Annotated in this window: 26 protein-coding genes and 1 pseudogene; 12 read left to right on the top strand and 15 right to left on the bottom strand. The window is 60.7% G+C overall.

Annotated elements, in window-relative coordinates:
* Positions 1-39: 39 nt before the first annotated feature.
* Together RE4_RS26455 and RE4_RS26450 are read right to left on the bottom strand one after the other, a co-directional pair.
* A complete protein-coding gene (locus RE4_RS26455; RefSeq protein WP_306305303.1) occupies positions 40-543 on the bottom strand; it encodes a DUF2231 domain-containing protein in 504 nt (167 codons plus the stop codon).
* A gap of 250 nt (positions 544-793) precedes the next feature.
* Positions 794-1,042: a hypothetical protein gene (locus RE4_RS26450; RefSeq protein ID WP_044480459.1), complete on the bottom strand. Its 249-nt coding sequence runs from the start codon at positions 1,040-1,042 to the stop codon at positions 794-796.
* 334 nt (positions 1,043-1,376) lie between these two features.
* Here RE4_RS26450 and RE4_RS26445 point away from each other — a divergent pair, with 334 nt between their 5' ends.
* Together RE4_RS26445 and RE4_RS26440 are read left to right on the top strand one after the other, a co-directional pair.
* On the top strand, positions 1,377-2,021 hold the full coding sequence (locus tag RE4_RS26445; protein WP_021344841.1) for a response regulator: 645 nt from the start codon (positions 1,377-1,379) through the stop codon (positions 2,019-2,021).
* Positions 2,018-3,706 (top strand): sensor histidine kinase, encoded by a 1,689-nt coding sequence (locus RE4_RS26440; protein WP_021344842.1) that lies wholly within the window; start codon positions 2,018-2,020, stop codon positions 3,704-3,706. Before RE4_RS26445 ends, RE4_RS26440 begins: the two co-directional genes overlap by 4 nt.
* A 183-nt stretch (positions 3,707-3,889) precedes the next feature.
* Here the strand turns inward: RE4_RS26440 and RE4_RS26435 are convergent, their stop codons facing one another.
* Positions 3,890-6,289 (bottom strand): phosphoketolase family protein, encoded by a 2,400-nt coding sequence (locus RE4_RS26435; protein WP_021344843.1) that lies wholly within the window; start codon positions 6,287-6,289, stop codon positions 3,890-3,892.
* 348 nt (positions 6,290-6,637) lie between these two features.
* On the opposite strand from RE4_RS26435, the gene RE4_RS26430 reads away from it, so the two are divergent.
* Together RE4_RS26430 and RE4_RS31100 are read left to right on the top strand one after the other, a co-directional pair.
* Entirely contained in the window at positions 6,638-7,279 is a 642-nt protein-coding gene (locus RE4_RS26430) for a DUF5994 family protein (protein WP_306305305.1), read from the top strand.
* A gap of 174 nt (positions 7,280-7,453) precedes the next feature.
* Complete coding sequence (locus RE4_RS31100; RefSeq protein ID WP_155250630.1) at positions 7,454-7,768, top strand: hypothetical protein; 315 nt, start codon at positions 7,454-7,456, stop codon at positions 7,766-7,768.
* Between the two features lie 4 nt (positions 7,769-7,772).
* Here the strand turns inward: RE4_RS31100 and RE4_RS30845 are convergent, their stop codons facing one another.
* The 5 genes from RE4_RS30845 to RE4_RS26405 form a co-directional block, all read right to left on the bottom strand.
* Positions 7,773-8,006 (bottom strand): ferredoxin, encoded by a 234-nt coding sequence (locus RE4_RS30845; RefSeq protein ID WP_080666660.1) that lies wholly within the window; start codon positions 8,004-8,006, stop codon positions 7,773-7,775.
* The gene (locus RE4_RS26420) at positions 8,003-9,220 is read right to left on the bottom strand and encodes an NADH-ubiquinone oxidoreductase-F iron-sulfur binding region domain-containing protein (RefSeq protein WP_230544106.1); all 1,218 of its coding nucleotides are present in this window, start codon (positions 9,218-9,220) and stop codon (positions 8,003-8,005) included. Before RE4_RS26420 ends, RE4_RS30845 begins: the two co-directional genes overlap by 4 nt.
* 1 nt (position 9,221) lies before the next feature.
* A complete protein-coding gene (locus tag RE4_RS26415) occupies positions 9,222-9,779 on the bottom strand; it encodes a ferric reductase-like transmembrane domain-containing protein (RefSeq protein WP_024487688.1) in 558 nt (185 codons plus the stop codon).
* A gap of 2 nt (positions 9,780-9,781) precedes the next feature.
* A complete protein-coding gene (locus tag RE4_RS26410) occupies positions 9,782-10,657 on the bottom strand; it encodes an FAD:protein FMN transferase (RefSeq protein ID WP_230544107.1) in 876 nt (291 codons plus the stop codon).
* Between the two features lie 62 nt (positions 10,658-10,719).
* Positions 10,720-10,995 carry a hypothetical protein gene (locus RE4_RS26405; protein WP_024487686.1) on the bottom strand — a complete coding sequence of 92 codons (276 nt, stop codon included), beginning with the start codon at positions 10,993-10,995 and terminating at the stop codon, positions 10,720-10,722.
* A gap of 179 nt (positions 10,996-11,174) precedes the next feature.
* Here RE4_RS26405 and RE4_RS26400 point away from each other — a divergent pair, with 179 nt between their 5' ends.
* The 5 genes from RE4_RS26400 (at position 11,175) to RE4_RS26380 (ending at position 18,683) form a co-directional block, all read left to right on the top strand.
* On the top strand, positions 11,175-11,837 hold the full coding sequence (locus RE4_RS26400; RefSeq protein ID WP_230544105.1) for a response regulator transcription factor: 663 nt from the start codon (positions 11,175-11,177) through the stop codon (positions 11,835-11,837).
* Positions 11,834-13,069, top strand: coding sequence for a sensor histidine kinase (locus RE4_RS26395; protein WP_024487684.1), 1,236 nt, complete (start codon positions 11,834-11,836; stop codon positions 13,067-13,069). Before RE4_RS26400 ends, RE4_RS26395 begins: the two co-directional genes overlap by 4 nt.
* A 63-nt stretch (positions 13,070-13,132) precedes the next feature.
* Entirely contained in the window at positions 13,133-13,630 is a 498-nt protein-coding gene (locus RE4_RS26390; protein ID WP_024487683.1) for a DUF2231 domain-containing protein, read from the top strand.
* A gap of 35 nt (positions 13,631-13,665) precedes the next feature.
* Positions 13,666-14,313: a HemK2/MTQ2 family protein methyltransferase gene (locus tag RE4_RS26385; protein WP_024487682.1), complete on the top strand. Its 648-nt coding sequence runs from the start codon at positions 13,666-13,668 to the stop codon at positions 14,311-14,313.
* Positions 14,310-18,683 carry a non-ribosomal peptide synthetase gene (locus tag RE4_RS26380; RefSeq protein ID WP_024487681.1) on the top strand — a complete coding sequence of 1,458 codons (4,374 nt, stop codon included), beginning with the start codon at positions 14,310-14,312 and terminating at the stop codon, positions 18,681-18,683. The genes RE4_RS26385 and RE4_RS26380 overlap by 4 nt, the downstream gene beginning before the upstream one ends.
* A gap of 213 nt (positions 18,684-18,896) precedes the next feature.
* Here the strand turns inward: RE4_RS26380 and RE4_RS31890 are convergent, their stop codons facing one another.
* The 3 genes and pseudogenes from RE4_RS31890 to RE4_RS31880 form a co-directional block, all read right to left on the bottom strand.
* Positions 18,897-19,061 carry an ATP-binding protein gene (locus RE4_RS31890; RefSeq protein ID WP_169801352.1) on the bottom strand — a complete coding sequence of 55 codons (165 nt, stop codon included), beginning with the start codon at positions 19,059-19,061 and terminating at the stop codon, positions 18,897-18,899.
* A gap of 118 nt (positions 19,062-19,179) precedes the next feature.
* A pseudogene (locus RE4_RS31885) lies at positions 19,180-19,434 on the bottom strand (ATP-binding protein); the annotation flags it as partial.
* Positions 19,329-19,637: an ATP-binding protein gene (locus RE4_RS31880; protein ID WP_024487680.1), complete on the bottom strand. Its 309-nt coding sequence runs from the start codon at positions 19,635-19,637 to the stop codon at positions 19,329-19,331. The pseudogene RE4_RS31885 and the gene RE4_RS31880, both read right to left, overlap by 106 nt.
* On the opposite strand from RE4_RS31880, the gene RE4_RS31875 reads away from it, so the two are divergent.
* Entirely contained in the window at positions 19,618-20,001 is a 384-nt protein-coding gene (locus RE4_RS31875) for an ATP dependent DNA ligase (RefSeq protein WP_367187216.1), read from the top strand. The genes RE4_RS31880 and RE4_RS31875 overlap by 20 nt on opposite strands.
* Before the next feature lie 48 nt (positions 20,002-20,049).
* Here the strand turns inward: RE4_RS31875 and RE4_RS26370 are convergent, their stop codons facing one another.
* The 4 genes from RE4_RS26370 to RE4_RS26355 all read right to left on the bottom strand — a co-directional run bounded on the left by RE4_RS26370 (position 20,050) and on the right by RE4_RS26355 (position 23,714).
* Positions 20,050-20,526: a DUF5956 family protein gene (locus RE4_RS26370; protein ID WP_127160084.1), complete on the bottom strand. Its 477-nt coding sequence runs from the start codon at positions 20,524-20,526 to the stop codon at positions 20,050-20,052.
* 426 nt (positions 20,527-20,952) lie between these two features.
* Positions 20,953-21,210 carry a hypothetical protein gene (locus tag RE4_RS26365; RefSeq protein ID WP_024487678.1) on the bottom strand — a complete coding sequence of 86 codons (258 nt, stop codon included), beginning with the start codon at positions 21,208-21,210 and terminating at the stop codon, positions 20,953-20,955.
* A gap of 531 nt (positions 21,211-21,741) precedes the next feature.
* A complete protein-coding gene (locus tag RE4_RS26360; protein ID WP_024487677.1) occupies positions 21,742-22,953 on the bottom strand; it encodes a sensor histidine kinase in 1,212 nt (403 codons plus the stop codon).
* Positions 22,950-23,714, bottom strand: a complete 765-nt coding sequence (locus RE4_RS26355; protein WP_024487676.1) for a response regulator — start codon at positions 23,712-23,714, stop codon at positions 22,950-22,952. The genes RE4_RS26360 and RE4_RS26355 overlap by 4 nt, the downstream gene beginning before the upstream one ends.
* 134 nt (positions 23,715-23,848) lie before the next feature.
* Here RE4_RS26355 and RE4_RS26350 point away from each other — a divergent pair, with 134 nt between their 5' ends.
* Positions 23,849-24,112: an SHOCT domain-containing protein gene (locus RE4_RS26350; protein WP_024487675.1), complete on the top strand. Its 264-nt coding sequence runs from the start codon at positions 23,849-23,851 to the stop codon at positions 24,110-24,112.
* Positions 24,113-24,167: 55 nt separating this feature from the next.
* On the top strand, positions 24,168-25,533 hold a 1,366-nt coding region (locus tag RE4_RS26345), incomplete at its 3' end, for a multicopper oxidase family protein (protein ID WP_044480450.1).

The raw sequence follows: 25,533 nt of genomic DNA, 5'->3' as shown, positions 1-25,533 counted from the left end.
AAGTAGCGCTCTTTTCGTTGTCTGCCCCCGGATGGTCCTCTATCCGAGTTGGTCGCTCCACACTGCTTTTGCTCCGCTCTCACCGATCCGGTACACCTGCACTATCGAACCGGCAGCGACAAACACGGACAGAACCGCCACCACGACGACGACGGCGCGCCACACGTTCGGCGAACCCGACGACTCGAGGCGATCTGCTCGCCACCGAGCGAATCGTGTCGAATGCACGACCCACCACACCGCGGCGAATACGAACACCCCGATAGACCAGAACAACATCTGATCACCGAGTTCGGAATGCGCCTGGACCAACGGATCTCGCGGCACCTGCTTCTCGAGCCATTCACCGGCATCGGTGGTCACAGGTACCGCAACCATCGTGATCAACGCGATCAACGTCGGTGCCAACCCCAAACGAAGCCGCGCGGCAGGCCAACACACCGCACACACCAACAACAGCGCTGAAACCGGCACCAGCACAACCACGAGGTGAACAAGAAGCGGGTGTACAGGAAGCCCGCCGATCGTCGTCAAACCCATCATCGACCTCCCATTGTCGTGCAAAGACGAAGAAACTGACCGTCTGGCGCTCGGCTTCGAGCCAACGTATCGACCGATTCTTGGAGAGTCCTCAGCGCCAGCCTAATTCGCGGGAGGCGCTGTCGCGACAGATCCGGGCCAAGCCGAGCAGATCGCGACGGCCATGAAGCTGTCCGGCGAGTTTGCATTGTCGCCGACACCATCATCCGTGCTCATGCTGCTGCAGGTGAATTCATGGACCGGGCCATCGGCGTTACCTGAATCCTCTGTTCTTGCTGTGGCAGTAGCTCGAGATGCGTTGACGGGCCAACCGTTCACTCAACTCGGGCATCGCTGCGTAAGACACCCAGGAAAGGTCGAGAATGCACCCGTCGAGGACGATTTCCACTCCTTCTACCGAGAACTGCCCCGCGAACTCCAACGCCAACCGTGCGACCGTCACTGCACGACGGGGGCCGTATGGATCTGCAGTCGCCTCCTCTTCGACGACTCGCGAAGCCATGGGGCTTCTTTCCTTCGCCGATCGGGTCACGGTGTGCGTCATGTGCATCGAACTTTCCTTTACGAGTGAAGAGGGGAATTCAATTACCCGCCAAGGATGCTCGGTTGATCGAACGGTCAGGTAGGGCCGAACGGCCATCAGCAGTCGCTGTTGTCCCAGAGTGCCTTAGTTGTTTTCGTACGTCGTCGCAAGGGTCTGTCGGTGCATCGTCTGTTCGAAGCACTGAGGTTGGAGGCGGAACAAGTGACGAAAGACCTCGAATATTCAGCTTCAGGGCGCCGATCGCCGGTGAGAGATCCGTAGGCTGGTGAGGGGCGGGAAGAGGAGAACAGTTGTGATCTCGGTGTTTCTCGTTGACGACCACGAAGTGGTCAGGCGTGGTCTGGTCGACTTGATCAACAATGATCCCGATCTCACCGTGATCGGTGAGGCAGGAACGTACGCGCACGCTCTGGCTCGAATCCCAGCGTTACGCCCCGACGTGGCGGTGCTGGACGTGCGATTGCCCGATGGTGACGGCATCGAACTGTGCAAGAAACTGCATTCGAAACTCCCCGACGTCAAGTGCCTGATCCTGACGTCGTTCACCGAAGACAAGGCCATGCTCGACGCGATTCTCGCTGGCGCGCACGGCTATATCGTCAAGGACATCACCGGCATGGCACTGGCGAAGGCCATCAAAGACGTCGGCCACGGAAAGTCCCTGCTGGACAACCGCGCCGCCGCTGCTCTGATGAGCAAACTCCGAGCCGCTGATGAAGCGGACAACGAGCTGAGCGAACTGACCGATCAAGAATGCAAACTTCTCGCACTTCTAGGGGAAGGTCTGACCAATCGTCAGATCGCCGAGCGCATGTTTCTCGCTGAAAAGACGGTCAAGAACTACGTGTCGCGGCTCCTGGCCAAACTAGGTTTGGAACGTCGAGCCCAAGCAGCGGTGTTCGCATCGAAACGCACACTGGAACTGAACCGCCGATGACGGAACCCACCGTACCCGCGGAGCCAGAGCAAACCGACGCCATCGCGCACTCGGAGCTGCCCGACGATCACATCGAAAGTCGAGCTGCTCGTGAGAGGACCGATGGACTACTGAAGGCGATGCTTGTCGTCGGCGCCGGCCTTGATCTTGAACAGACGCTGCGCTCGATCGTGCATGCTGCGATCGAGCTCGTCGGCGCTCGCTACGGCGCACTGGGAGTCCGCGGGCACGCCGACCAGCTCACGCAGTTCGTTTACGAGGGCATCGACGAACTCACTCGCGCCCGCATCGGTCCGCTGCCGACTGGTCGCGGCCTTCTCGGGTCTATCGTGACCGAGTCGCAGCCATTACGAATGACGACACTGTCCTCGCACCCTTCCTCCGTGGGATTCCCGCCCCACCATCCGCCTATGAACACTTTTCTCGGCGTGCCTGTCCGGGTCCGTGGGATCGTGTTCGGAAATCTCTACCTCACCGAGAAATTCGGGGGAGGCGCCTTCTCCGAGGAGGATCAGGCGGTCGTCGAAGTGTTGGCGTCCGCTGCCGGGGTCGCGATAGAAAATGCACGACTGTTCGAGGAATCCACTTCGCGGCAACTCTGGCTCGAGGCAACTCGCGAAATAGGTGAAGCGCTGCTCTCGGGAGTCGCTGTCGAGGACGTGCTCCGCCTGATCGCGTGGCAAACTCGTCAACTCACCGGCGCGGACCGCACCTTCATCGCCGAACCAGTCGACGCACTCAGCCCGGACTCCGACCTTGTCGTCACCGTCGCGGACGGCAATTCGCCGGAAGAAGTTGTCGGGCAAGTGATTCCGGCGATCGGCTCGACGATCGGCAGGTCCTTCCTCACTCGTACTTCTATCCGCGGCGAACACCTCGAATTCGACGTCAATCGTGGCTCTCATATGCAGTATGGGCCGGCGTTGGTGTCCCCACTACGGACACCGGACTCGGTCTCGGGTGTCCTGGTGGCGCTGCGAGAGCGAAACGCTGAGCCCTTCAGCGAACAACAACTTGCATTGCTGACCACTTTCGCCGACCAGGCCGCTGTGGCACTTCAAATGGCGTATGCGGCGAGGCGATTACGTGAACTCGACGTGCTCAAGGATCGAGATCGGATCGCACGCGACCTGCATGACAGTGTGATTCAACGTATCTTCGCTGCCGGCCTCTCGTTGCAGGTCACCGCCCAGCAAAGCCCTTCCGAGACTACGAAAGCTCGATTGGCGGCCACGATCGACGACCTGCAAGAAGTTGTCCAAGATGTTCGCAACGCCATCTTCGACCTGCAGGGCAGCACGCTCACGGAGTCGACACTGCGAGCCAGACTGCACGATGCCGTCGACGAAATGTCCGCGGATTCATCCGTGCGCACCACTATCCGCGTGAACGGTCCTCTGTCTGTCATCGACCAGACCATGGCCGATCACGCGGTGGCGGTGATCAGGGAGGGAGTCAGTAACACCGTTCGCCATGCCCGAGCACGGACTGTGAAAGTCGCGCTCTCGATCAGCGACGACATCCGAATAGACATCACCGACGACGGCATCGGCATCGCCGACTCGGTGGCGTCGAGTGGACTCGACAACCTCCGCAGTCGCGCCACCGAGTGCGGAGGTTCATTGACTGTCCACAAGATGCCCAGCGGTGGGACCTCACTGGTGTGGGCGGTTCCGCTGCCGTAGTCGGCACTGCGTGACCAACTACTACCGGCCTCGATTCGGTAGAAACACGTACAGATCGGGCTACCCGCCGCCGCACCCAACTTCGAGCACCCGCATTGGTGGTGTGAGTACCCGAATCCGGATTGCTCCGAGCGGTTCCGTCGAGGAGCGTCGCCGACACGTCGATCAGCGCTAAACGATCGGTCAACTCCACACCCAATCCCGGACCTCCGGCATGTCTTCGAAATGCTCGACGATGTACTGCTTGTGCCGATCCAGTTGCGATGTGCAGTATGCGGAGAGCTCGATACTGTGATCGGTGACGCGGCGCGCCCGGCGTAGAGCTTCGAGAACGAGGTGGTACCGGCTCATTTCGTTGAGGACAACCATGTCGAACGGCGTTGTCGTAGTGCCTTGTTCGTTGTACCCGCGGACGTGGAACCTTTCGGCGCCGGTACGGCCGTGCAGTAACTGGTGTACAGCTCGTGAGTATCCGTGGAAGGCGAAAATCACATCGACGCTGCGGGTGAACATGTCGATGAACGAGGCTTCCGAAAGTCCGTGAGGATGCACCTCGCGGGGGAGAAGCGCCATCAGGTCGATCACGTTCACCACCCGCACACGAAGATTCGGTATCCACCGGCGGAGAAGGTCAGCCGCAGCCAAAATCTCCTGTGTTGGGACATCACCTGCAGCGGCGAGTACGACATCCGGGTCGGTCGTGTAATTACTGTCGACAATTTCGGTGCCTGCCCACTTCCACACCGAGACACCGGCAGCGCATTGCACCCGGGCTTCGGCGAGGGTCAAGTACTGCAGATGCTCCTGCTTGTCCGCCACGATCAAGTTCACATGGTCACGGCTCACGAGGCAATGCTCCGAAACAGCCAAGAGTGTGTTCGCATCCGGGGGAAGCCATACTCGGATCACTTCCGGCGAAAGTGGGATGACGGCATCTATCACCCCAGGACCTTGATGACTGAAGCCGTTGTGATCATTTCGCCAGCATGTACTGGTCAGGAGCACATTAAGTGATGAAACAGGCTCTCTCCACTCCAACCCAGCTGCGTGCTGAAGCCATTTCGAGTGTTGAACGAGCATCGACACGCTCGCCATCGCGAATGCCTCATAGCTGGCGAAGATGCCGTGCCTACCGGTCAGAAGATACCCTTCGAGCCACCCCTCGCAGAGGTGTTCACTGAGTACTTCCATTACGCGTCCGTCCGATCCGAAGCTGTCATCGAAGTCGGCTACGGGTAGTTGCCAGCAGCGATCGGTTGCCTCGAACACGGCCCCGAGCTTGTTGCTGGTGGTCTCATCCGGACAGAACAATCTGAACGTTCCCCCGCCGTCACTGTCACCGGTGTCGAGGCGGTAGATGTCACGGATCAACTCGCCCAGTGGTTTCGTCGTGGCGTGCAGGGTAGTTCCGGGTGATTCGATGTCGAGCGCGTAGTCCTCGAGCGGCGGAACCCGCAGCGGCACACTCAGCCGCCCACCGTTCGCATAAGGGGTGGCACCGAGCCTCAGATCCCCCTCGGGCGCAAGGTCTCTCAGTTCCTTCAGGAGTGAACCGTTGGCATCGAACAATGTCTCAGGCTTGTACGAGCGCATCCATTTTTCGAGCTGTCGAAGGTGGTCCGGGTTCGTTCGCACCTGCGCGATCGGCACTTGATGTGATCGATTTGTGCCTTCGATCAGGTGTCCGTCGACGATGTGCGGGCCGGTCCACCCCTTGGGGGTGCGCAGGACGATTGCGGGCCACATGATGTCAGGGGCGGGGCGACCGGATCGCGCGCTTTTCTGAATGCGGCGGATATCCTCGTGGGACTGACGCACCGCCGCTTGCAATTTGGGGAATACAAGTTCAGGTTGATCGCCCTCGACAAAGATCGGCGACCACCCCTGGCTCGTGAGAAACCTCGAAATATTTTCGTCATCCGTGCGGCCGAGTACGGTCGGTCCTGAAATCTTCGCCCCGTTGAGATGAAGTATCGGGAGCACCGCTCCATCGCGGCGTGCGTTCAGGAAAGCCGGCAACTTCCACGAGCCGGCGAGCGGAGCAGTTTCTGCCTCGCCATCGCCGATCACGCACGCCACTGTCAGGTCTGGATGATCGAATGCAGCCCCGGCTGCGTGCATCAACGCGTATCCGAGCTCGCCTCCCTCATGCACACTCCCGGGTGTCTGAACACTGACGTGGCTCGGTATTCCTCCGGGCGTGGAGAACTGACGGCACAGCAGGCGTATGCCTGCGCTGTCGGACGAAATGCGCGGATAGACCTGGCTGTACGTGCCCTCGAGATAAATCGATGCCACAATGGCGGGCCCTCCGTGGCCAGGACCGGTCACCAAAAGCCAGTTCGAATCAGTGTTCTTGATCTGACGATTCAAAATCGCATAGATCATGGACAAGCCAGGGCTGGTGCCCCAGTGCCCAAGAAGTCGCGGCTTGATGTGTTCGACTTGCAGCGGCTCCTGAAGAAGTGCGTTCTCTTGCAGATAGATCTGTGCGACCGTCAAATAGTTGGCTGCAGACCACCACCGAAGATCCAAGTCCAACTCGTCAGCTGTGTACGCGAGATCTGTCGACACCGAGGTCATTCGCCGTCACCGCCGATGCCACCGGTGGTCGTACTGGGGCGATGCCCTTGCCGACACCCGCGGCTCGGGGCGGATGACACCTTGAGGCGCGGAAACCCCTTGAATACCAAGAGGTTGAACGAAACGGTGCGCATGAGAGTCCTTTGAGTCCGAGGCGTGTGGCGTTGATTCAGCTTGGCCTGTATTCTTCGCGGCGGTAAGGGGAGGAAGTCACCGAGATTTTCCGAAAGACCATTCGTCCGGCCATGTTCATTCACCACGAGTTTCATAGCGGCCGTCGCCAGGGTGGAAAGCCAGCGGCGCAGTCGTCACCTGGCGTCGATACTGGAAGACAGTTCTCTCACCGATATGGATGACTTCGGACCCTGCATACCAGCACGATCTGCGCATACCGTGGTGCTGAAGTGTTCATCCATCGATGAGGCGCTGCAGTGCATGATGACGAGAGCAGGACCAATGTCCATCAGATTCGCCGATCCGCAGACGCTGATTCAGGACACGGCACATACAGGCATCGATTCTGTTAGTAGAGTGCGCCTTTCGGTCCTCGATTGGAGAGGCCGTCCAGGAAACGTGGATGGCGGGTGGTGGCCACGCACAGCGGATCTGGCGGTAGAGGCAGGCCCTTTACTGTCGGCGCTCCTCGTCGCCACCGGGCCCATCGAGCGGGTTATCTACAACAGTGCCGAGTGGGAACCGTCGACAAACCGGCTTTCGTGTCACCAACGGCGAGTAAAGCTGGACGGCTACCACTTTCATCCCAGGCATACGATCTCGTTGATCGGATTGGATCGCACGCGATGGGTGTTCCTCGTCGTTCCCCCATCAACCGATGCCGCCATTGCGGCAGTACTGCTGGACGCTGCCTCGAACCCTTACTGCAATGGTGAGACGGTCCCCGAACTTCTAGGCCTTGTCCTTGGGGATGCAGCTCCCTTCACCGATCCACGCCGAGCCCTGCAACGATGGGACACCGACGGCGGCGCGTAAATCCCGCCACGATCTCGAAGGAAACGCGTTGTTTGTCGGAGATCGCCTACGATCAGCGCCACGGACGATTTAGCAGTGAACACGTGACCGATCGAGAGCGTAACAATTCGTCTCTGGGAATTACTGTTGCAAATGAGGGGTGCGTGTTCGAGAAATTCGCATTTCACGGAATCCGTGAGCACTGTGCCTGTCGTCGTGACCGAACCTGGACGTGACTGTGTCCAGGGCGGCTGTCGGCTTTTGATCACCGTGCTCGAAAGCGGCATATCGATTGCTCGACCAGAGCATGCACCCGATGAAGGTTCTTGCGCAGCCGCCGCGTCGGTGCGCGCCGCCGACGCCAATGCGGGAGCGACCGGACGCGGACCCCGCACCAGTCGCGACGCGGATTCGATACGCGCCGACAGTTCGTCGATCTTCGAATATGACTGGGCCAGAAGCGCTCTCGCCTGCACGGCATTGGACTCGTCCGCCGTTGACGTGGCCTGAGATTCTATCGGTCCGGCCTCGAGATAATCCGCAATGAGGCTTTGGGGCAGAGTTTGACGGCGCGTTGGGCGTCCGTTTTGAGTTCGGTGGGGATGTGTGGCTCACGTCGGCGATCGTATGGGAGTGGGTATCCCCATTCGTCACGCGTCAGTAGGGTCGGCAGCAATTCTGTGCAGAGTCCTCGACCTTCACACGTAGTCCAATCGATGTGTAGGACTTTGGGCGATTTTGTGCTCATGATGCGGCTCCCATCCGTGTGCCGACCTCGCAGGCTCCTGCAGCGTGCATTCGGAGATCGTGCTGGAAAACGCGAAGGGAACTCTTCACGAATCTCACTGTCCCGTCCGGATGTTTGCATGTCCCACGCCCTTCGATCAGATCCGCCAGATATCGGATCGACTCCTGGGTGTGGGCCGCCCCTGAGCGATAGGCAATATCGGACAACGCGCGTGCCATTCGGGGCATTCCGTTGATGCACGGTCCACACTGACGAGCGCTTTGATCGGCGAGATACTCAACGATGTCGGCTGAAGTCTTCAGACCACACCTTGCGTGACCCAGTACGTGAATGACTCCGGCGCCGGGCGAAGCACCGACCGTCGCCAAAGCCGTTGTTGTCATGTTTGTGGTCGGCAAGTCTTGCGCATCGACCCAACCTCCGTGAAACCCGCCGACGAGGACTGCTCTGATCGACGCAGTATCAGTACGTGAATACTGGGTCACCAACTGATCCAATGGAATTCCCATCGGGATCTCGACGACACCACTCACGGTCACATCACCTGACAGGGTGATCAAGGTGGTCCCCGACGCGTCGCCCAGCCCTCGCGTGCGAAACCACTCGGGTCCGTATCGGGCGATGAGTGCGATGTGTGCCAGTGTCTCGACATTGTGAACCACGGTGGGTCGACCGTTCAGCCCGGCCACGGTGCTGTGTACCGAGCGGTCTCGAGGGATGGGTGCTCGGCCTTCGATCGTTCCGACTACCGCGGATGTCTCGCCGCTGATGAATGTCTTCGGTGAAGCCACGAGTGTGACCGAGGACTCGGTCAGCCCGGCAGTCCTTCTTTCTTGCAACGCATTCCGTACGAATTGAAGCTGCTGCGATCCTGCGTACAGGTATGTTTCTTCGCTTTCGTACTCGTGTGCGACGAGTTGTAAGCCGTCGAGGACGAGGTGCGGCGCACGTTCGAGTAGTACTGCATCCTTGTCGCTGAGCGGTTCGCCTTCGCTGCCGTTTGCGATGACCACGACACGCCGTCCAGTTACGGAATCGAGTTTTCGCGCAGTGGAAAATGCCGCCCCACCTTTCCCGTGGAGACCCGCATCGGCGAGCTGTCGGCTCAAGGTACCTGGTGACGAGCGTGGGTTGTGGCCGTGGAGGGCCGTGTGGGTGGCTAGATCGGGTGAGCATGCGGCGAGAAGTCCGACACGGGTGGATTCGGTTGTCACGTCATGTCCTTTCTGTGAGGCGCAGGGTCGAGAATTCGACGAAGTCTGTTCGGAGTCGCCAGAGAACTGCTCCGGCCACCGCGACGGCTGATCCGATGGCGATGGTGAGAAACCACGTGTGTCCTGAGTCCGTTCCGTTTCCCAGTCCGTGTGCGAACGCGATCGGCCACAGGGCGTACGCGCTCCAATGAACGATTCGAAAAGTTTTGTTTCCTATGCGATTTCGCAGTAGTCCTGTCAAGGACACTGCGATGAGAATATCGAACGCGAGGGTGCCCATTCCGAGCCAGAAGGCACGATAGTTACCCAGGAAGGGGAAGACGAAGTCGACGAGTTTCAATTGTGCGTATGGATCGGCCAACAGTGCCAGCATGTGTACGACTACGAGGATCACCCCGATCAAGGCGGCGGCCCTGTGGACGTTCTGTACGCCGAATCGAGGTAGTCCCGCTAGAGCTCTCCCCGACCGTGTGACGATTCCGAGAACCATCGACATCGTCAGGAACACGAGAGCGGTGATACCTGTGCCTCGACCCAATGCCCACAGTGCTTCGTCCACGACTAGGGTTCCCTTCTGCCAGTGGCGACCGCATCGTCCGTCGGCCATCCGTTCAGTAGGCGGATCTCACCAGCACGGTCCACCAGTCGCGCCGGTAGGCCCGTGTTCAGGAGGTCCCGTGCCCCTTCGAAACCTCGGACGATGCAGGCGGTGCTCGCGAGGTTTGCCGACACACAACTGTCCGCGCCGACGGTGACCGTCTGCCATGCGGCATCAACGCTGGTGCCGCTCCGCGGATCGACGATGTGGTGCACGTGTCTACCGTTCTGCGACCATCGACGCTTCCTGGTGCTCGATGTAGCGATGGCTGTCCCGCCTGCAATGGCGACCGTATCGGCCGGGGCGTCGTCGCCGTCTTGGACGAGGACGATCCACCCACCGTCTGGCGCCGGTCCGGCGGTAGCGATGTCTCCGCCGAGGCACACCAGCACGCCGCAGGCGAGCGACATACTGACGGCTTGCGCACATTCGTCTGCTGCAAGTGCCTTTGCCGTTGCCCCGAGGTCGAGTTGGACGCCCGAGGGAACTGTGACCGTTTGTCCGTCGAGCCTGACCGAGGTCCACTGCGGAGTAGACACGAACGACGTCTTGATCGGTACGTCCCTGCCTTCGATCAGCGCGAAATCGCGGTCATATCCGAGCGCGACGAGCGCTGCGCCGATGGTCGGGTCGACGGCTCCGTCAGTGCGCTCGGCGCCATCGAGTGCTGTCTGGATCAGCCGGGCAAGGGTGCTGCTCACTTCGACCGGCATTCCTCCTGCATTCTCGAACGCCCGAACTTCCGAATCGTTGCGAAATCGGCTGCATGCCAACTCTATTTCGCGAAGACGCTCGTCGATGATCGACCTGGCCGATTGAATCGATTCCGGTTTTGTCACCACGACCGAGGACTCGAGGCCCCACACCCTCCATATGGAACTCGCGACGATCGGGGAGGTGGTCACGATCCGGCCGATCGAGCGTGGGAGGTGGAACTCCCGCTCGACAGCTTCGGCGCCGCCGCGGTTGGGGTAGTTGTCGATTGCGAGTTCGGAGCTGTACTACCGCCAGACGGACTGCTCGATTGCTTGGCTTCGTCCGTGGTCGCTGTGGTGGCCGTGGCCTGCGTATCCGAATAGGCAAGTACTGTTCCGCCGACAACACCGACGACTCCGAATGCCACGAGGGCCCCGGTGACGATTCGGGTGTGTCGAAATCCGTCTTCCGGTGTATCCATATGATGCCTGCTCTCGAAGATTCGATGGAGAACTCAACAATCGGCCGAGGTGCTTGTCCAGGGCTGCGTGTCTGCTGTGAAGCTGCTGGGAATCGGTAGTGCCGTCGGAGAGCTCCGAGTTCCACGATCGCGCTTCAATCTTGGAGAGTTCTCAGAACGGACGTGGCAGGCTCGCAGGCATGGGCGCGAAACCACGAATTCTCCTTGTCGAGGACGACCGTCAATTGGCCGGCATGCTCGCGGACCTCTTCGAGGAGGAAGGGCACGACGTGGACGTAGCTCATGACGGACAAGTCGGTCTGCATCTGGCGTTGACTCGCACCTACGATGCTTTCGTCTTCGATCGTGGAGTACCGGTCATCGGCGGCGTGGAGTTGCTCAAAACCCTTCGGGCGAGGGATTGCTCAGTACCGTCGTTGATCCTCACTGCTCGCGGTTCCGTTGCCGATCGTGTGGAGGGACTCGATGCCGGTGCCGAGGACTACTTGGTCAAACCCTTCGAGATCCCCGAGTTGTTGGCTCGAATGCGTGCCCTGTTGCGTCGCCGAACCTCCGTAGTGCCGATCGTGGTCGGAAGGTGGGAAATCGATCGAGCGAACCGGACGGCTACCGACACCGAGTCCGGATCGGTGACCTCGTTGTCCGAACGCGAGAGCGAACTGCTCGGATTTCTGTGCGCATCGCCTGGGCAGGTCTTTTCTCGGACTCAGCTTCTGGGGCGTGTCTTCGGAAGTGCCGATACTCCAGGCACCGTTGACACTTATGTCCACTATCTCAGGCGGAAACTGGGCAGGGACGTCGTCGCCACCGTCCACGGACTCGGATACCGGCTCGGATCATGATTGTCCGCAGCAAAAACAAGGACAGGCAGTCGTCCGTGATCGGGTTCGGTGACGAGGTGCGCCTACGGCGAGCCGGACGTTCAGCTGCGGTCCAAGCCGCCATTGCTCTCGGTGCCGTGTTGCTGATCGTCGGAGCGGTGTCCTACGTGGGGTATGCGCGGGCACAGGATCGTCAGATTCGTTCTGCACTAACCGAGGTTGCAGCCACAGCAGACGATGCGGACGATCCTCCACCCGGTATGTCGCTGGCCTTTCGTTCCAATGGTGGCGTGGAGACCGTGAGCGTGCATGCCCCCACAGGGACCGCAGAACTTTTGGATGCGCCTGCTGGGTATTCGGATTTCACCGATGGCGACAGTAACTTCAGGGCCCTCGTCTCAGACGGTGCGGAAGGTCGCGTTGTCGTGATCGCGGCACTGGGGCCTTATGAATCAGGAAGGCAGCGATTGCTTCTCGCACTCGGGTTTGCCGAACTCACAGGAATTGCTGCATCTGTGGGCGTGGTGGTGTTGTTGTCCAGACGTGCGATTCAGCCACTCACGCAGGCGCTTGAGCTGCAACGTCGTTTTGTCGCCGATGCATCGCACGAACTACGTGCGCCGTTGACCGTACTGCACACCCGTGCACAACTTTTGGCTCGACGCGGAGACTCGCTCGAGTCTTCTGAGCTTGTTTCGCAGCTCAACGGGCTGGTGGACGACACTCGGGCCCTCGGCGAAGTCATCGAGGACCTGTTGATGGCCGCATCAATGGACGACAGCGGACAACCCCGGAATCGAGTGGACATGGCGGCAGTGTGTGAGAAAGTCCGTGACAGTGTGGCCGATCATGCTCAGAAATCCGGCGTTTCCGTCGACGTGAGCAAGGCCGGAACTGGAGAGCCAGTGGTCTTGGGGATCGAATCGGCTTTGCGCCGAGGTGTTCTCGCGCTTGTCGACAATGCGCTTGCTCACGAGCGTCCAGGAGGGCACGTCGTTCTCCGCGTCGAGGGAGATCGCGACCACGTCAGAATCCGCGTGAGCGATACCGGAATCGGAATCGAACCTGAAGCGGTTCCGATTCTGTTCGACCGATTCTCACACGGCCCGACTCAACCCGCCGGTAGCCGGCGATACGGCATCGGATTGTCCTTGGTACGCGAGATCGCGCACGCGCACCGAGGGAAAGTCTTCGTCGAATCGAGACCGGATGTCGGCTCGTCCTTCGAGATTGTGCTGCCGGTAGCTCGGTGACACCGAGCACGTTCGACCACGATCCCCAGAACTCTCCAAGAAATCCTGCCTACGTTGATCGACATGGGCCTGACCACGATCGGCGGATTACCCGCTCACCCACTCCTCGTTCATTTCGTTGTCGTGTTGGCTCCGCTCTCGGCGGTTCTGGTTCTCTGCTCCGTTCTGTGGCCGAGTGCTCGGCGCAGGCTCGGCATTTTCCCACCGGCCATCGCCCTCGTCACGTTGATACTCGTTCCGATCACGACCGATGCAGGTGAATGGCTCGAACACAATTCGCCCCACAGCGAGTTGATCGAGATTCACGCCGAACTCGGTGATCAACTTCTGATCTGGTCCATCGCGGTGTTCGTGTTCGCGGCGATATGGTGGGTTCTGCATACCAACAGATTCACCGAGTGGCGAACCGCACGAACTTCACTGTCCGACAGTTCGACGCTGCTCCGAGTCGTGACAGTGGCGATAGCGGCATTGGTAATCGTGGCGGCCGTTGGTTCGATGGTCCAGGTCTATCGAATCGGGGAGAGCGGAGCGAAGGCAGTCTGGCAGGAGGAGTCGTAGACATCCACCGAGCAAGTCCACGGCAGGAGCGCAGTGTGATGATTCGATTTCCCGGTGTCTATGCGCCTCAGAGCGATACTCGCCTCATCTCCGACGCAGTACGCGCCGAGAAGTTGGATGCGTCTTCTCAGGTTCTCGATCTGTGCTCCGGTAGTGGTGCGTTGAGTGTGTGTGCGGCCAAGGCCGGGGCGGGAACGATTTTCGCCGTGGATATCTCACGACGTGCCGCGGTGTGCACCTGGATGAACGGGCGACTCCGCGGTCACAGAATCCAAGCCCGTCACGGAGATCTCCTGACCCCGTTTCACGGTCGTCGATTCGACCTCGTCGTCTCGAACCCGCCCTATGTTCCGTCCGTGGACGACCGTGCGCCGCGCACCGGCCGTGCTCGTAGTTGGGACGGCGGCAATGACGGACGCCTGTTGCTCGATCGCATATGTGCCACGGCACCGGGTGTTCTGCAGAAGGAGGGAACGATATTGCTGATCCAGTCCGCACTCAGCGGCATCGATCGCACCGTCGAACTGTTCGCCGACCACGATCTCGAGGCATCGGTGGTCTCGAGGACCTCGATTCCTTTCGGCCCGGTCTTGCTGTCGCGCAGGCGATACCTGGAGTCGATCGGCGTCATCGACCCTGACCAGGTCACTGAGGAGATCGTCGTGATCCGAGCGAGACGATGACGCCGTTGACAGCTGCACAACGCTCGTTGTGGTTCGCTCAGTCCCTTGAACCGGCGTCGCCGTTTGTCATAGCTCAGTTCGTTGATCTGAACGGTGAGCTGGACGCATCTCGGCTGGAATCATCGACAGTCGCCGCGCACCGTGAGTTCGGCGTTGCGGGCCTTCGTCTACGTGTGACGGATGGAGTGCCCGAATTGGACGAAGACCCTGATCTGACGCTGATCGGCGGAAGGCTGGATTTCCGTCGATACGACGATCCCGTCCGTGCAGCGATGACGTGGATGAATCGAGAGTGGAGCACGGCGACTCTTGCTCCGGATACTGCCCTCACCGTCGCCAATCTGTTGCAGGTCGGCCCTCATCGCTGGTTCTGGTACTACCGTGCGCATCACATCGCACTCGACGGTTACTCCGCTGCACTTCTGATGCGCCGCACCGCCGAGATCTATCTGTCCGCTGGCCCGGTGAGGCCGGATCAGGTCGACTCGGTTGTGTCGGATCGCGTGGCGGCGGTTGCCCGCCAGGAAAGCCGATACCGAGAATCACCGCGCTGTGTCCGCGATCGAGAATTCTGGCACGAGAAACTCCGGTCAGTTCCCTCCTCTCCGGTCTTGGGAGCGAGCGCGACGGGCACTTCTCGGGGAAGTACGCTGCGAGCGAGTGGCACAGTGCCACTGTCCGATCTCTCGGCAGCAACGGTGATATCGGCGTTCGCGTCATACGTCGCACTGATGTGTGGTGTCGACGACCTGTGTTTGTCTCTGCCGGTGTCCGGGCGAGTGACTGCTGCGTCGAGATCGTTGCCAGGCGCGATGTCGAACGTGGTTCCTCTGGTACTTCGCGGCGTGGGTGCATCGACACCCTCCTCGGCGGTATGCGTTGTCGAAAGCTCACTGAGCGAGGCACTTCGGCACCAACGTTACCGCCGGGAGGACATGTCCGCTCTGACTGACGGTCGACGGAAGTCAAGAGTGCAATCTTTCGGTCCGGTCGTCAACGTCATGTTGTTCGACAGGACCCTGACCTTGGGTGCGGTACGAGGTCACGTCGAGGTACTCACGACCGGACCGGTCGACGACATTGCGCTCAACGTCTACCCCGGTTACACAGGGAACGTTCGTGTCGATCTCGAGGCCAATGGTGCGCTGTACAGCTCTGCCGAACTTTCTGCGCATCATGATCGATTCGTTCGGTTTCTCGAGGCATTCGTCGACACGCCGCCGGATCATCCTGCTCCGCCCCTGTGGACGGATGCCGAGCTGGGAGCCACGAGGCCGGCGCGCGGCGATCCTTCGATCGAGCCCAGAAGTCTTGATTCTCTTCTGCGTTCCGCAGTGCACCGCGCTGTCGATTCGGTTGCCATCACCGACGGTGACAGATCGTGGACCTACGGGCACCTCGATCGGATGGCGGGACTCTGGAGTCGGCATTTGAAGTCCGTCGATGTAGGCCCCGATGATGTTGTCGTCGTGGCGATCCCGCGATCCATCGAATCGGTCCTGGCAATGTGGGCTGTGGCGCGAGTGGGAGCCACATACGTACCGATCGATCCGGCCCACCCCGCCGAACGGCTCGTGGACATGCTCGGTGTATGCAAACCGAAGATCGGGCTCACGACTTTCGGGCTGCGAAATTCGCTGCCGTACGACCTCGAGTGGCTGTTTTTGGACCGTGACCCCGATGCTCTAGGGCCGTCCTTCGACGCCGAGCCCTCACATGCCGATCATCGGGCCTACATGATCTTCACCTCCGGCTCCACCGGCCGGCCCAAAGCGGTGTCGGTCACTCACCGTGGCCTGGCCAATTTGGCCGCCGACATTCGCGAGAAATACGAGCTCGATTCACGCTCTGTCGTAATGCATTGTGCTTCAACCAGTTTTGACACCTCTGTCGTAGAGATGCTCGCTCCCGCTCTGTTCGGCGCCTCGTCGGTGATCTGCCCACCGGAGATCGTTGGTGGATTCGAGCTGGAAGACCTCATCCGCCGACACGACGTGACACATCTACTCGTAACACCCTCGGCGCTCACAACATTGGCTCCGGAACGGGTGCCCTGTTTGAAATTCCTGATAGTCGGTGGCGAGAAGTTACCGCACGAACTGATGCGCCGGTGGGCGCCGTTCGTGCGTGTTCGAAGCGCGTACGGTCCTACCGAGGCGACATGCAGTGTCACCATCACCGACGTCTTGAACGTCGACGATCGTGTGACACTCGGGCGGCTCATGCACGGAGTCGAGGCGGTGGTTCTCGACGCATCGCTCGAGCCGTTGTCCACCGGGGCCGCGGGGGAGCTCTACCTGTCGGGACCTGGTTTGGCCAGAGGATACGAGGGGAGAGCGGGGGAGACGGCTGCGCGTTTCGTTGCGTCCACTCTTTCAGCCGGGCAGCGCATGTTCCGAAGCGGCGATCGGGTCCGATGGACAGTCGACGCCCAACTCGAATTCCTCGGTCGCACAGACGATCAGGTGAAGGTGCGTGGGCGCCGAATCGAACTCGGTGAGATCGATTCCGTCCTGTACAGCCACCCGTCGGTCGAGTTCGCCACGACGTTAGTCCGCGATCTGGCCAACGGCTCGCCGGCGCTGGTGAGTTACGTGAAACTGCACTCGGGAATCTTGGACTCGGATGCGAGTATCGAACGCCTTCTGACACAGAAGTTGCCGGAATACATGGTCCCGGTCGTCGTGATTCGCATCGACGCGGTTCCGCTCACCACGAACAAGAAAGTCGATCGGGGCGCGCTCCCCGCTCCCACGTTCGAGCGGAGAGAAGCGGTACGGGTCGCAACACCGATCGAGTCCCGCATTGTCCGTACCTTCGAGGAAGTGCTCACGGCCACCGAGATCGGCCACAGCGATTCGTTCTTCGATCTCGGGGGAGACTCATTGTCTGCAACTCGAGTGATCGGCCGCCTCAACGCCGATTTCGGCATAAACCTCGGTGTTCGTGATCTGTTCGACTCGCCGAGCGCCGTCGCGCTCGCGAGTTCCTTCGGCCAACACGTCGGGTGGGTGCCACCACTGGAACAGGCCGTCGACGCCTCGACGCCGCTGCTTTCACCTGCACAGGAATATATCGGTCGAGAACTCACCTCGCCTGCTCTGTACAACCTGCCCTTCACAATTCGCGTGCGTGGCAGACTCGACCACGACGCGTTGGCTTCGGCCGTGCATGACGTAATGGTCAGGCACGAAACACTTCGAACCGTGTATCCGGATGTCGCGGGTTCGCCCCGCCCGCTAGTGGTGAATCCGGACTGGATTCCGCGCGGACTTCAAGTGGTCGAAGGGAATTCGAGCGATGCAAGAGCGATCGTTCACCAGACGCTCTCTCGGGGTTTCGATGTGCGTTCCGAGATCCCCATTCGCTTGATCGTGTGTGCATACGGTCGGGACGATCATCTGTTGGCGGCGGTTGTCCATCACATTGCGGCAGATGGATGGTCTCTCGCCATCCTCGCGCGCGACTTGTCCATCGCGTACGAGGCTCGCGCGCGGAACACGCACCCGACGTGGCCGGAGACCGCGGTGCGGTACTCGGACTACGCCATGTGGCGCACGGAAATTCTGGGAGCGCAGGAGGCGCCTAGCGACCTCGCTGTCGGTCAACTCGAACATTGGGCGACGGTTCTCGACGGGGCACCGAGCGAGATTTCTCTGCCACTCGACCACACTCGACCCTCGAAGTGGACATTCGGGGCCGGGCGAGTCGAATTCATGCTCGATCCCGAGACCCATCGCGGGTTGACGACGTCTGCAAAGCGAGCCGAAACCGGGATGTTCACTGTCGTCCACGCCGTCGTGAAGGCGACACTGAGCGCTCTGTCCGGCGACCACGACATCATCGTCGGTAGCCCGGTCGCAGGCCGGGGCCATCCGAAACTCGACGACCTCGTAGGCATGTTCGTGAACACACTCGTGCTTCGCACACACGTCGACGTTGCGGCGGACTTCGACTCTCTTGTAGCCGAGTGCCGCCGAGTAGAGCTGTTGGCGCACGATCACAGTGATGTGCAGTTCGAGCGACTGGTCGACTACCTTGATCCTCCTCGTCACGCGTCGCTGCATCCGTTCTTCCAGGTGGCAATGTCGTTCGAGAACTTCCCTGCCGCAGTGCTCGAATCCGACGGGCTTACCTTCGAGGTCACGCCGCGGCCACTCGACATCGCCAAGTGTGACCTTCATTTTCACTTCGCCGAAGTGTTCGACGAAACCGGTGCACCTGCCGGGATCGAGGCGGCACTCGTCTACTCCTCCGATCTCTTCGACGCAGCCACCGCCACCCTCTTCGCAAAGACCCTGTCCGCAACCGCAGATGCTCTCGTGAAGAGTCCGGATGCGCCGCTGCTCGCGCTGGACACGAGATCGTGACGGTCAGCGTGCGGTGTGTTCCGGAGTACAGACATGCTTGTGGATCTCCCGCGAGAGTTCCGCGACGGTACGTCAGAGCCGGAACCAGCGCGAAAGGTCCAAAATCTCTCCGGTCGGTAGACAGCCATAGCTCACGAACAACCATCTCAGTCCAGATATCGGAAACATGACCAACTCGATGAGATTTCGGACCTACCCCGTTACGGCTATCTGTCAGGCGGATTGCTGAGCTCGGGTATGGGCGAGTCGGTAGGAGCCCGTGCCGGTTTCGATGATGTTGCAGCCGAACGTGAGCCGATCCACGATCGCCGCACAAAGCCTCGGATCGGTGAACGTCTTCGTCCAACCAGAGAACGACTCGTTCGAAGCGATGGCCACGGAATTCTTCTCCTCCCGTTCCGTCAACACCTGAAAAAGGGAGCTCCGCGCCTCGCTTGTCGAGTTCCATGTAACCAAGTTCGTCCAGCAAAAGTAGATCCACTCTGCCGTAACGGGCGATCGTGCGAGTTGGTTCTCGTCGGCGGCTTGGACGAGTTCGTTCACCAGCCGGGTGGCGAGGACGTTTTTTAACGCGGTAACCGTGTTCGGCGGCCGCGGCGCCGAGCCCGATGAGTGGATGCGATTTCCCGGTTCCGGAGTCCCCGATCAGGCACAAGGGTTGGCCTTTGCGGATCCAGTCGCCGGTGGAGAGCGTGCCGATGGTGGCAGGTTGATGTTGGGGTTGGCATCGAAATCGAATTCGGCCAACCACTTTTCACGAGGGAAACCCGCTCCCTTGATTCGTTGCACCACGCTTCTGCGGTCACGGTCGTCGCATGCGGAAAGCAGCAACTCTGCCAGAAATCCGTAGTACGACAGCCGATTGGCGGCGTCCTCGACGACGGCACGAAGGGTAGGTAGTCGTAGTCGCTGGCACGCTTGATCGATCGCGGCGATGGCGGCCTCCTCGGTCAAAACCTCGTCGGCGCAACGTGGTGGAAACCGTGACGGGTCGACGAACCATGTTCGGGCCTTCTTTCACTCGGCTCGGGCGGCGAGCGGGGAGGACCGCCGCCGCGCCACCGCGTTCGGTCATCGGGATGCCCATTGGGCTCAACCGTTGCTCGTCTGCGATGTGGAGGACCGCGAATTCAGTGGCGGCGCATTACGACACCCCTCGTTCAAAGGTCTTCGCACGGACAAAGCTTTTGACGAAGTCAACCCTGCCAGGACGTCACTGAGTCTGTGCAACAGCACAATTGAGGAAGGTTCATTGTGGACAATTGGTGGTTGTGCTGGAGCCCGTTTCCGCAGCCTGTCCGTGAGTGGCTGTGGATGATCGTGTAACAGATTTGGTCTGGCTGAGACCGCAGACCGGCGGGACTCGTCAGGACGATGGCGGTATCTGGCTGATCAGTGATTCGTACAATCGCTCTGTTGCTGTGAGGACTTCGGCCGGTTCGATGTATCGGTTCTTCTCACGCAGAGCGTGTTCCAGCTCTTCACCATTGCGAATGCTCTCGGGTACCAGCACGTGCCATGTGTACCCCCGGGGTTGCAAGCGGACTCCGGCCTCGGCGAGGTAGGAGTTGACGTCGTCGTTGACCATCCGCAGGTCTTCTTCGGTATAGGGCTCGAACCAGACTTCCTCGGGTGCTTTGCTCGGGTCACCGCGAGTAACCCGTACGGGAGGGTGCGCGGATGCCGGATACGGTGTCCGGTAGCACCGGCCTGGCCCCGCAACCCACGCGGTCAGGGCTCCGTGTCCATTGGAAATGGCGCTGACGTACCGACCCGCAGGCAGTGCACTGGGCACCTGGCCGTTAATCTCGGACAGCGGATACTCGCTCCAGTACTTCGCCACGTCGTCCATTCTGGTCGACCCGAGAAGACATCGGATCAAGGTGGACAGATTCACAGCGTTCTGTCCTGCGGCTGATGAATATTGCACGTTTGGAATACTGCACATCCGCCAATCGACCTCCCCGGTCGTCACTGATCTGGAGCAGCAACGTATTCGAGGAGGCTTTCAGATGATCGCAGGTGGTTGGATCTGGTGGCTTCCACTGCCGTGGGAATGGCGGATAGCGCTCTCCGAGGTGACTCCATGCGAGCTCGGCGGAACACAGTGTTACTGACGCCCTAGGAGATATGACGAAGCCGCCGGCACCGAAAGGTGTCCAGCGGCTTCACAGGGTCGGTGCCCGTCTTGCGCCTCTCGGCAAGTGGCCGCTCGAAGCGGCATTTCTGGGGGTGGTACCCGGGGCAACGAACCGAACATCGACAGCCTCTACAACGAACACCCCCGCACAGTTATTCCACATCGCTGCCCGTCGTCGGGTCGATCATTTCTGGTGATGATCGTCCGCAGTACGAAGCGGAAGACCACAGCGGTGCCGGCTCCCACCGCGATGCCGGCCACGGCGTCGGCCACGGCGTCGGCCAGGAGAACCCCGACTGTGACACCGAGGACCGTTGCGGCCACGATCGCCAATGCGACATCAGCAGATGCCGGCCGAGGACCGTTGATCGCAGAACCCCTCTCCATGCTGCTGACGTACTCACGGAGATCATCACACGCCGCGAGAAGCGGAAGTCGGACCCACGCTGTTCAATGGGACAGGAACCGGTTACGAGGAGGTCAGGCCATGTGCGGGCGCTACGCCAGAAAAAGCTGACTGGGCATTATTGTCTGGATACAACCGGGTGTGATGAGCAAAGCGTGAGTTTTCGGATGGCATAGTGTGAATCCCGGCCCATCCCACATGGAGAAGCGGACGAGCGCGGCAATGTTTGTTCTGGAGCGGCGTTCAGCAACCAATTCGGTTGAGCTCCTCCGGGCGATATCAGTGGGGGTGTTGTGGAATGGTTTCCAACCCAGTGCGGCCAACGTGTTACTGGAAGCGTGAGTCGTTGCCTGGCTCAATACGAGTAATCGTCTTGACGTCCAGCCCTTTTGGTGGAGACTGCGGCTTCGCTTGAAGGGCGAACCTTACCTCGAGAAGAGGCCGAGGCCGCGGCCAACAAAGCCGCGTGTGGGAGTCAAGTAGATACACCTGTCAGGTCGGAGCTGGTCGGATCACTTTCTGCTACCACGGTTCATCGGTAACGGAGATGTCTGTTCTTCGTTCTGGTTTCTGGTTCGGATCGGTAGTGCAACAACGAAAGTGGTTCCTGATTCCGGACCTTCGCTACTTGCATTTAGATGTCCGCCATGTGCGTCGGTGAGTGCTTTGGCTATGGCCAAACCTATTCCGGAACCGCCATGGTCTCTATCTCGCGCCGAGTCGGTGCGGTAGAACCGCTCGAATAGATGCGGAAGATGTTCTGCAGCAATTCCTTCCCCGTTGTCGGTTACGGCGATCATGAGCTCGTCATCGCGTCGGCGCACGGAGATCTCGACGTGTCCGCCGGGCGGTGTGTGACGCTGGGCGTTGTCGAGTAGATTGCTCAGTACCTGGCCGAGCCGTTCTGGGTCCATCCACACCGGTGGTAGGTCGGCGGGCACATCGGTCGTGAGAGTGATCGCATGTGCTCGGTAATGTTCCGCTGCAGCCGCTACGACTGTCGAGACAAGCGTGTCGGGCTCGACCCAGGTGGGTTCGATGGATGCACTGGCGGCTTCGGCATCTGAGAGTGCTGTGACGTCGCGGGAGAACCGGGTGAGCCGGTGGGTTTGGCCGCGCAGCATCATGATCGTGTCCTTGTCGAGGGATGACACTCCGTCCTCGAGGGCTTCCATGAATGCGTTCAATACCGAAACAGGTGTCCGTATTTCATGTGCGAGATCTGCGAGAAGTCGGCGTCGTGTTGATTCGACCGACTCGAGGCGTGCGGCCATCTGATTGAAGGCTGCGGCGAGTGTTTCGAAGTCGTCGCCGAGGTGGGGAGGGGATACGCGGGCGTCGTAGTGTCCGGCGGAAACGTCTGCGGCAGCGGCAGAGACTGTCGCCAGGGACCGTTGCAGGCGCCGACTCAGATACCAGGTCACAGCGAGCGCGCACAATGCGGCGGCGGCGGTGGCGACGGTGAGGGAGATGACGGTGGCTGAGCGGTATGCCTGTTCTGCATGGAATTGCTCGTCGGACATCGCCGGTACACCGGCCCGGCGTAGGTGTTCACGAAACAATGCCGGACCGACGAGGCCGGCGACGACCCAGGAGGTCGCGGCTCCCGCCACCAGCACGAGTGCTTGGGCGAGCAGCAACCGGACACCGACACCGAGACCGCGCACACGCCGATGGGGCACAGATGCGTGATTTCGGTTCGACATCATTTGGGGTGCGGTCATTGTCCTGTTCCCATCTTGTAGCCGACTCCTCGTACGGTCATCACGTAGATAGGTGCGGCGGGGTCGTCGCCGAGTTTGCGCCGCAAGTGGCCGATATGCACGTCGACCAAGTGCTCGTTTCCGGTCCACGTTTCCCCCCACACCGTCTCGATGAGGGTGCGCCGACTGAACACCATGCCCGGCCTACCCGACAGAACAGCGAGTAGGTCGAATTCGGTGCGGGTCAACATCGCCGGTCGATCGGCGACGAACACCTCACGTCCCGCCGCATCGATGCTCAACCTCCCGAACCGCCGGGGTGGTTGCTCGGCCTGATGTGCGGACCTTGTCGAGTTCCCGTGCGCGGGCAGGTTTCGTGGCCTGCGCATCATGGCCCGGATACGGGCCACCAACTCTCGAGGGCTGAACGGTTTGCTCATGTAATCGTCGGCGCCGACGGAGAGCCCGATGAGAGTGTCCACTTCGTCACTGCGCGCGGTCAGCATCACCACGTAGGCGTCGGAGAAGGCGCGAAGTTCCCGGCATACTTCGATGCCGTCGAGACCTGGCAGGCCGAGGTCGAGGACCACGACGTCCGGATCCACTTCCCGCGCCAGCGTCAACGCTGTACGGCCGTCGTACGCCGCGCTGACCTGGAATGATTCGCGCTCGAGATAGCCGGCGACTATTGCTGTCAACGTGCGTTCGTCGTCAACCACCAGCGCTCGGTATCCGGGGGGATCATCGATCCGACGCGTTGCGGTGGTATTCATGGCTTCCATCGTCGGCCTTCGCTGCGCTGTCGGTGCCGATATCAGCCCGCGAGCGCGGCGATCTTCAACGAAACTTCACAGAACCCATACCGATCCCACTGGATTCACCGCTCATCCTGGAGGTCGAAGGAGAGTGAACGGCAATGATGTGGTGGAACGGCGGAACCGGTTACGGGATGGGCTGGGGTGGCTGGGTGCTGATGGTGGTGGCGATGATCCTCTTCTGGGGGATTGTCGTCGTGGGTGTGATCGCACTGTTTCGGCAGTCTCGCGCTGACGGTCCAACGGCCCAACGTGGTCCTCGGGAAGTGTTGGATGAGCGGTTCGCTCGCGGTGAGATCGATGCCGAGGAGTACCGGGCTCGAAAGGCGATCCTGGGATCCGGGCGAGAGAACCGACCTACATGACGATGCAACCTTGTTCAGGGCCCGCGCGGCCGCGATGCCGAGGAGCGGACCAGTCATGACGGATGTGAACGGCAGCGGATTGCACCTGAGCAGGCGCACCTTCCTGTCCACCGCTGCGGGAGTAGGCGCCATAGCGCTGGCTGGATGCGCCAGTCCGGCTACCTCCAACATTCCGGCCATCGACAAGGACGCGATAGCTGCGGCGGAAGCAGGTCGGCCGCACACCGGCCGCACGGCGGCGTACGCGCTGAACCCGCAGCCCACCGACATCGATCTCGGTGGGATTCGAGTGCGCACCCTCGCCTACGGAAACACCATGCCTGGTGAGGTGATTCGCGCAAATATCGGTGACGATCTCGCGGTCACCGTGACCAACGGACTCGACCACGACACCTCCGTGCACTGGCACGGCATTGCACTGCGCAACGACATGGACGGCGCCGCACCGGCCAGCCTGAACATCAAACCAGATGAGAGCTGCACCTACCGGTTCTCAGTACCTCATTCGGGAACGTATTGGGCCCATCCGCATGTCGGACTCGACACCGACTACGGACTGTATCTCCCGGTCATCGTCGACGACCCCACCGAGAAAGGGGACTACGACACCGAGTGGATCGTCGTCCTCGACGACTGGACCGACGGCGTCGGAACGAGTCCACAACAGATCTTCTCCGACCTGCACAGCGGTGGGATGGGATCGATGGGCGGATCCGGGATGGGAAACATGCCGGGCATGGGCGGCAGGCGCACCGGAAGCAGTACGCCACCGGCAACTCCTGGTTTCAGCGACCTTTTGGGTGGCGACTCCGGTGACATCAGCTACCCGTACTACCTGATCAACGGCCGAATCGCTTCAGCGCCGACAATATTCTCGGCCGCTGCCGGCCAGCGGATACGGATACGGATCATCAACGCCGGCGCGGACACCGCGTTCCGGATTGCGTTGGCCGACCACACCATGACCGTCACCCACACCGACGGATACCCGATCGTCCCGGCCGAGGTCGATGCGCTGCTACTCGGCATGGGCGAACGCTACGACGTCATCGTCACCGCCAAAGACGGGGTCTTCGCGTTGACCGCGCTGGCGGAAGGTAAGAACGCGCAGGCGCAGGCACTGCTACGCACCGGTTCGGGGCCTGCGCCGGATTCGGCGTTTCGGCCCCGCGAGTTGGATGGTCGGATAGGAGTCGCGAGCACTTTCACCGCCGCTGACAGCGTCCGGCTGCCCGTCGATGGTTCGGCGGTAGCACTCTCGGCGGATCTGGGCGGAGACATGATGAGCTACAACTGGACCATCAACGGCCGCAGCTACGACGACACCCGGCCATTGACGATCGAGCAGGGACAACGAGCCCGCCTCACCTTCACCAACATGACCATGATGTGGCATCCCATGCATCTGCACGGGCACACCT

Source organism: Rhodococcus erythropolis NBRC 15567 (assembly GCF_001552595.1).
Taxonomy (GTDB): domain Bacteria; phylum Actinomycetota; class Actinomycetes; order Mycobacteriales; family Mycobacteriaceae; genus Rhodococcus_F; species Rhodococcus_F erythropolis.
This window is presented reverse-complemented; position numbering and strand designations above follow the sequence as displayed.